Below are 5,579 nucleotides of genomic sequence, written 5' to 3' on the forward strand. Positions count from 1 at the left end.
CGATCGGTGTCGTCGGACGCGGTCAGGCGACGCCGTCCGCGGTACGCAGGTACTCGCGCATGCCCTCGACGTCGGACGCGCCGCCGTCCTCCATGACGCGCCGGTGCTCGCCTTGCCGGCCGCCGTCTTCGCGACGGGACGCAGCGGGGCGTCCGCGCCGGGCCGGTCGGCGACCGTGACGAGCTTGTAGACCATGCCCGCGGTCGGGTGGCCCGACCCGCCGACGAGCCGCGTCCCCGCGCCGTAGACGTCGACCGGGGCGTCGGCGAGCGCGTCGATCGTGTGCTCGTCGAGGTCCGAGGTCACCGCGATCCGGGTGCTCGTCGCGCCGAGCGCGTCGAGCCGCGCGCGGGCGGCGCGGGCCTCGACGGCCAGGTCCCCCGAGTCGATCCGGACGGCACCCAGCGCGGGTCCGGCGACGGCGACGGCGTTCTCGATGCCGGTGGGCGTGTCGTAGGTGTCGACGAGGAGCGTGGTGCCGGTGCCGAGCGCGGCGACCTGCGACGCGAACGCGGCGCGCTCGTCGGTGTGCGCGAGCGTGAACGCGTGCGCCGCGGTCCCGCGCGTCGGGACGCCGTAGCGGAAGCCGGCCTCGAGGTTGCTGGTCGCGTCGAACCCGGCGACGTACGCGGCTCGCGCCGCGGCGACCGCCGACGCCTCACCGGTGCGGCGGCTGCCCATCTCCAGCAGCGTCCGGCCGCGCGCCGCCGTCACCATGCGGGCCGCCGCCGACGCGACCGCCGAGTCGTGGTTGAGGACCGACAGGACGAGCGTCTCCAGCACCACGCACTCGGCGAAGGTGCCGGTCACGGTGAGGACTGGGCTGCCGGGGAAGCAGATCTCGCCCTCGCGGTACGCGTCCACCTGGCCCGTGAAGCGGTAGTCGCGCAGGTAGGCGGCGGTGCGCGTGTCGGCGATCCCCTGCTCCTCGAGCCAGGCGACCTGGGCGTCGGCGAAGCGGAACGCCTGGATCGCCTCGACGAGCCGGCCCAGCCCGGCGACGACGCCGTAGCGGCGACCGGCGGGGAGGCGGCGCGCGAAGGCCTCGAAGACGGCCCGGTGGTGCGCGGTGCCGTCGGCCAGCGCGGCGCGCAGCATCGTGAGCTCGTAGTGGTCCGTCAGCAGCGCGGTGCTCGGGAGGGGGACGACGACCCCGTCGCTTAGAGTCATATTGACACTATGCAGCGACGCTCGGTGGGCGCGCAAGTAGATCAGGTCAGATTGACTCGAACAGGCGACGCACGCGCCTCTGCGCGGGCGCTCCGGGGTCAGCCGGCGCCGCGGACCGCGAGGTGCGCGCCGAGGTGCTGCGTGACCGCCTCGACCGCGCCGGGGACGATCGTGAAGTACGCCCAGACGCCGCGCTTCTCGCGCGTGACGAGACCGGCCTCGGTCAGCTGCTTGAGGTGGTGCGACACCGTCGGCTGGCTGAGGCCGACGGGCTCGATGAGGTCGCACACGCACGCCTCCCCGCCCTCGTGCGCGGCGATGAGCGACAGGAGCCGCAGGCGGGTCGGGTCGGCCATGGCCTTGAGCGTGCGGGCGAGCTGCGTCGCGTCGTCGGCGCTGATGGTCGGCGCGGCGGCGGGCGTGCAGCACGCGGCGGGCTCGGAGACGACGGGCAGCAGGTCCATGGCAGCCATGGGTCGAGTCTATGGCGGGAAATCGACGCTTGTCGATATTGACAGACGCCAATACCCGGTCCAGGATCGAAGGCATCGACACTCATCGATATCAAGGAGGAGCGATGTCCGACATCCGGGAACAGGTCCGGGAGAAGTACGCCGAGGCGGCGCGTCAGGTCGGCGGCGACGCCGGCTGCTGCGGCGGAGGGGGCGGCTGCGGGCCGACGGACGAGTCGCAGACGTTCGGCGCCGCGCTCTACGACCCGTCCGAGCTGACCGGCATCCCGGTCGAGGCGCAGCTCGTGTCGCTCGGGTGCGGCAACCCGACGGCCGTCGCCGAGCTCCGCGAGGGCGAGCGCGTGCTCGACCTCGGCAGCGGCGGGGGCATCGACGTCCTGCTGTCCGCGAAGCGCGTCGGACCGACCGGCTTCGCGCACGGCGTCGACATGACCGACGAGATGCTCGACCTCGCGCGCGCCAACGCCGAGCGCGCCGGCGCGACCAACGTCGCCTTCCACCGCGGCACGATCGAAGACCTGCCGCTCGACGACGCGTCCGTCGACGTCGTCATCTCGAACTGCGTCGTCAACCTCTCCCCCGACAAGCCCGCCGTGCTGGGCGAGGTCTTCCGGGTGCTCGTCCCCGGCGGGCGCGTCGGCATCTCCGACGTCGTCGCCGAGGACGACCTCACGCCCGAGCAGCGCGCGGAGCGCGGCTCCTACGTCGGCTGCATCGCAGGCGCACTGTCGCGGCAGGAGTACCTCGACGGGCTGGCCGCCGCGGGGTTCGTCGACACGGCCGTCACGTTCACCCACCAGGTCGCGGACGGCATGCACGGCGCGATCGTCCACGCCCGCAAGCCGGAGGCCTGACATGCACCCCGAGCTGTACCTCACGCTCCACCAGCAGCAGCAGCGCGAGGTCGACCAGGCGCTCGCCGTCGCGCTGCTCGTCCGCGAGCGCACGACGTCCGCACCCTCGGGCCGCCGACCGCGGACCCGCGTGCTGCTGGTGGCCCTGGCCGACGCCCGTCGGGCGCTCGGACGTCCGGTGCGACGGGCGACCGCCGTGCCGGTGTCCGTCGGCCCTGCCGCCTGCTGCCCCGCCTGACCCCCGGGCTGCGCTACGAGGCGACGACTGGCACGCCGAGCGAGTCGAGCAGGTCGGCGACGCGCCGACGGATCTCGTCGCGGATCGGCCGGACGGCCTCGATGCCCTGCCCGGCCGGGTCGTCGAGCACCCAGTCCTCGTAGCGCACGCCCGGGTAGAAGGGGCACGCGTCGCCGCATCCCATGGTCACGACGACATCGGATGCCTGCACCGCGTCGCTCGTGAGGACCTTGGGCTGCTCGGCGGCGATGTCGACCCCGACCTCGGCCATCGCCGCGACGGCGACGGGGTTCACCTGCGCGGCGGGCGCCGACCCCGCCGACCGGACCTCGACCGCGCCGCCCGACAGCGCGGAGAGGAACCCGGCGGCCATCTGCGAGCGCCCGGCGTTGTGGACGCACACGAACAGGACGCTGGGCTTGTCGGTCGTCGTCACGGCTGCTCCTCGGCGCGCAGTGGCGAGCCGGGCGGCCCGCGTCGGCACATCTTGCTCAGGACACGTTCGGTCAGTCAAGATTGACTCAATGAACACTGAGTGGATGGACGCGGTCGAGCGCCGCGCTGCGCTCCACGGGGCGCTCGCCGACCCGGGCCGGCTCGCCGTGGTCGACCTGCTGTCGCAGGGCGACGCCTCGCCGTCCGAGCTCGCGCTCGCGCTGGCTCTGCCCTCCAACCTGCTCGCCCACCACGTCAACGTCCTCGTGGAGCACGGCCTGGTCGAGCGCACGCGGTCCGAGGGGGACCGCCGCCGCACCTACCTGCGCCTCCTGCCCTCGGAGCTCGGGCCGGTCACCACCGCGCTCCTGCGACCACCCCGGGTGCTGTTCGTGTGCACCGCCAACTCCGCCCGCTCGCACCTCGCCGTCGCCGTCTGGCGACGGGTCAGCGAGATCCCGGCCGCGTCCGGCGGCACCCACCCGGCGGGCGCGATCGCCCCGGGAGCCCTCGCGGCGGCGACGCGGCACGGCCTCGACCTGCGCGGTGAGGAGCCGCGCGCCGTGGACGCCGTCCGCCGCGACGACGACCTCGTCATCACCGTGTGCGACCGGGCGCACGAGGAGGTCGGGCTCCGGGCCGACGTGCACTGGTCCCTCCCGGACCCCGTGCGCGACGGATCCGCGGACGCGTTCGACCGCACGGTGCACGAGCTCGACCGTCGCATCAGCGCGCTCGCACCGCGGCTCGTCGTCGCCTGAGGCGCGGTCACCACCGGTCGAGCGACGGCCTCACACGTCGATCGTCATGTCGCCCGTCGCCGGGTCCTCGCCCGTCGGCGCGTAGCGGAGCTGGACGACGCCGTGGCTGCCGACCGCGGGCGGCTCGAGGAGCCGCAGCCCCGAGGCCCGGACCCCGTCGGGGAACACCTTCTTGCCCTGGCCGAGCACGATCGGGTGGACCCACAGGGTCAGCACGTCGAACAGCCGCTCCGCGAGCAGCGTCTGGACGAGGTCGACGCTGCCGATGACGTGCGTGCTCTCGTGCCGGTCGCGCAGCGCGCGCACCTCGGCAGCGAGGTCGGGGCCGAGCAGCGTCGAGCGGTCCCAGGTCAGCTCCGGCGTGCCGCGGCTCGCGACGTACTTCGGCACCGCGTTGAGCCGGCGGCCGATCGTGTCCGCGTGCTGCGGCCAGTACGCGGCGAAGATGTCGTAGGTCCGCCGCCCGAGCAGCAGCGCGTCCATTCCCTCGATCCCGGCGGTCACCTCGCGGCCGACCATGTCGTCGGGCAGCGGCGCCTGCCAGCCGCCGAACGGAAAGCCGCCCGACGTGTCCTCCTCGGGCCCGCCCGGCGCCTGGGCGACGCCGTCGAGCGTGACGAACAGGTCGATGTGCAGGCGGCCCACGGCTCCTCCTCGAACGGTCCTGGTCCCGGCGACCATTCGAGCGCAGCGGGGGACGACCGTCCACCCCGGTGTGCGGCCGGTCGCGGTTGCCGTGGCAGAGCGCCGGGTCTAGCGTCGACAGACGTCTCTTTTAGAACGCTCCGCGCCCTCCCCCGGCGTCCCGCAGCGGGCGCCCGCGCCCTCGACGCCCACCACCACCGGTCCCAGGAGGACCGCATGTCCCGACACCGTCTCGTCCGGACCGCGACCGTCGCCGCGATCACCGCCCTCACCACCGCGCTCGCCGGCGCCACCGCGGCCGGCGCGGCCACCGACACCACGCCGCCCGGCACCCCGCTCTACGGGTACGCCGGCGGGTTCCAGTGCCTCATGCTCATCGTCGGCGTCCCGAAGGTCACCGACGACGTCACCCCGCAGGACCAGATCCGCTACCGCGTGCTCGCGAACGGCGTCGACATCGGCGCCCTCGAGGACAAGGGCTCGAGCGGGATGTGGGCGATCCTGCACCTGCTGCAGCCCGGCCCGAACGCGGTGCGCGTCCAGGCCGTCGACCTCGCGGGCAACCGCTCGACCAGCCGCGCCGCGACCGTCACGGGGTACTACACGCCGGGATGCACCCCGGGCCACCTCTGACCACTCACGGCTCCCCGACGACGACGCAGCAGCGCCCCACGCCGGGATCCAGCCGCGCCTCGAGCCCTCCGGGGCAGACCGCGTCGAGCACCCCGTCGACGAGGTCGCGGTTCATCACGCACACGACGTCGGGGACGTCGGCCGCGAGCCGCTCGAACGGGCAACTGGTCAGCAGGACCTCGCCGTCGGCGGCGCGCGGCTCGTACCCGTGCCGGGCCAGGACCCGGGCCACCGCCTCCCGGTCCGGCACGGCCGCGTCGACGTCGGCGCGCTCCACGAGACGACGGCCCATCTCACGGGCCGTCGTCGCGAGCGCGTCCTCCACGGCCGTCCCGTCCCGGCGGGCGGCCGCGACGGCCTCGGCCAGGAC

Annotated in this window: 9 protein-coding genes; 4 read left to right on the forward strand and 5 right to left on the reverse strand. The window is 74.4% G+C overall.

Translation table 11 applies throughout. The features are described 5' to 3' along the window. Positions 1-1,170, reverse strand: a 1,170-nt coding sequence (locus tag HGA02_RS09030) for a nicotinate phosphoribosyltransferase (protein WP_168678730.1), incomplete at its 3' end; no start/stop codon positions are given. 98 nt (positions 1,171-1,268) lie between these two features. Further along, on the reverse strand, positions 1,269-1,643 hold the full coding sequence (locus tag HGA02_RS09035) for an ArsR/SmtB family transcription factor (RefSeq protein ID WP_168678731.1): 375 nt from the start codon (positions 1,641-1,643) through the stop codon (positions 1,269-1,271). A 104-nt stretch (positions 1,644-1,747) separates the two neighbouring features. Between HGA02_RS09035 and arsM the strand changes: the two genes are divergently transcribed. Beyond that, positions 1,748-2,497: an arsenite methyltransferase gene (gene arsM, locus HGA02_RS09040; protein ID WP_168678732.1), complete on the forward strand. Its 750-nt coding sequence runs from the start codon at positions 1,748-1,750 to the stop codon at positions 2,495-2,497. Between the two features lies 1 nt (position 2,498). Then, positions 2,499-2,735 carry a hypothetical protein gene (locus HGA02_RS09045; RefSeq protein ID WP_168678733.1) on the forward strand — a complete coding sequence of 79 codons (237 nt, stop codon included), beginning with the start codon at positions 2,499-2,501 and terminating at the stop codon, positions 2,733-2,735. 13 nt (positions 2,736-2,748) lie between these two features. On the opposite strand, the gene HGA02_RS09050 is transcribed toward HGA02_RS09045, so the two are convergent. Beyond that, positions 2,749-3,171 (reverse strand): arsenate reductase ArsC, encoded by a 423-nt coding sequence (locus HGA02_RS09050; RefSeq protein WP_343035398.1) that lies wholly within the window; start codon positions 3,169-3,171, stop codon positions 2,749-2,751. An 88-nt stretch (positions 3,172-3,259) separates the two neighbouring features. Here HGA02_RS09050 and HGA02_RS09055 point away from each other — a divergent pair, with 88 nt between their 5' ends. Further along, the gene (locus HGA02_RS09055) at positions 3,260-3,931 is read left to right on the forward strand and encodes an arsenate reductase/protein-tyrosine-phosphatase family protein (RefSeq protein ID WP_168678734.1); all 672 of its coding nucleotides are present in this window, start codon (positions 3,260-3,262) and stop codon (positions 3,929-3,931) included. A 30-nt stretch (positions 3,932-3,961) separates the two neighbouring features. Here HGA02_RS09055 and HGA02_RS09060 read toward each other — a convergent pair whose 3' ends face one another. Further along, on the reverse strand, positions 3,962-4,576 hold the full coding sequence (locus tag HGA02_RS09060) for a dihydrofolate reductase family protein (RefSeq protein WP_168678735.1): 615 nt from the start codon (positions 4,574-4,576) through the stop codon (positions 3,962-3,964). Between the two features lie 216 nt (positions 4,577-4,792). Here HGA02_RS09060 and HGA02_RS09065 point away from each other — a divergent pair, with 216 nt between their 5' ends. Further along, positions 4,793-5,209 carry a hypothetical protein gene (locus HGA02_RS09065; protein WP_168678736.1) on the forward strand — a complete coding sequence of 139 codons (417 nt, stop codon included), beginning with the start codon at positions 4,793-4,795 and terminating at the stop codon, positions 5,207-5,209. 4 nt (positions 5,210-5,213) lie between these two features. On the opposite strand, the gene HGA02_RS09070 is transcribed toward HGA02_RS09065, so the two are convergent. Continuing rightward, the coding region (locus HGA02_RS09070; RefSeq protein WP_484482047.1) for a helix-turn-helix domain-containing protein at positions 5,214-5,579 on the reverse strand (366 nt) is incomplete at its 5' end.

This window comes from Cellulomonas septica (genome assembly GCF_012396155.1).
In the GTDB taxonomy this organism is placed as follows: domain Bacteria; phylum Actinomycetota; class Actinomycetes; order Actinomycetales; family Cellulomonadaceae; genus Cellulomonas; species Cellulomonas septica.

What these genes read in the sequence shown, in the direction of transcription:
- HGA02_RS09035 (WP_168678731.1), bottom strand. Translation starts at nt 1,643, where the DNA reads ATGGCTGCCATGGACCTGCTGCCCGTCGTCTCCGAGCCCGCCGCGTGC.
- arsM (WP_168678732.1), top strand. Translation starts at nt 1,748, where the DNA reads ATGTCCGACATCCGGGAACAGGTCCGGGAGAAGTACGCCGAGGCGGCG.
- HGA02_RS09045 (WP_168678733.1), top strand. Translation starts at nt 2,499, where the DNA reads ATGCACCCCGAGCTGTACCTCACGCTCCACCAGCAGCAGCAGCGCGAG.
- HGA02_RS09055 (WP_168678734.1), top strand. Translation starts at nt 3,260, where the DNA reads ATGAACACTGAGTGGATGGACGCGGTCGAGCGCCGCGCTGCGCTCCAC.
- HGA02_RS09065 (WP_168678736.1), top strand. Translation starts at nt 4,793, where the DNA reads ATGTCCCGACACCGTCTCGTCCGGACCGCGACCGTCGCCGCGATCACC.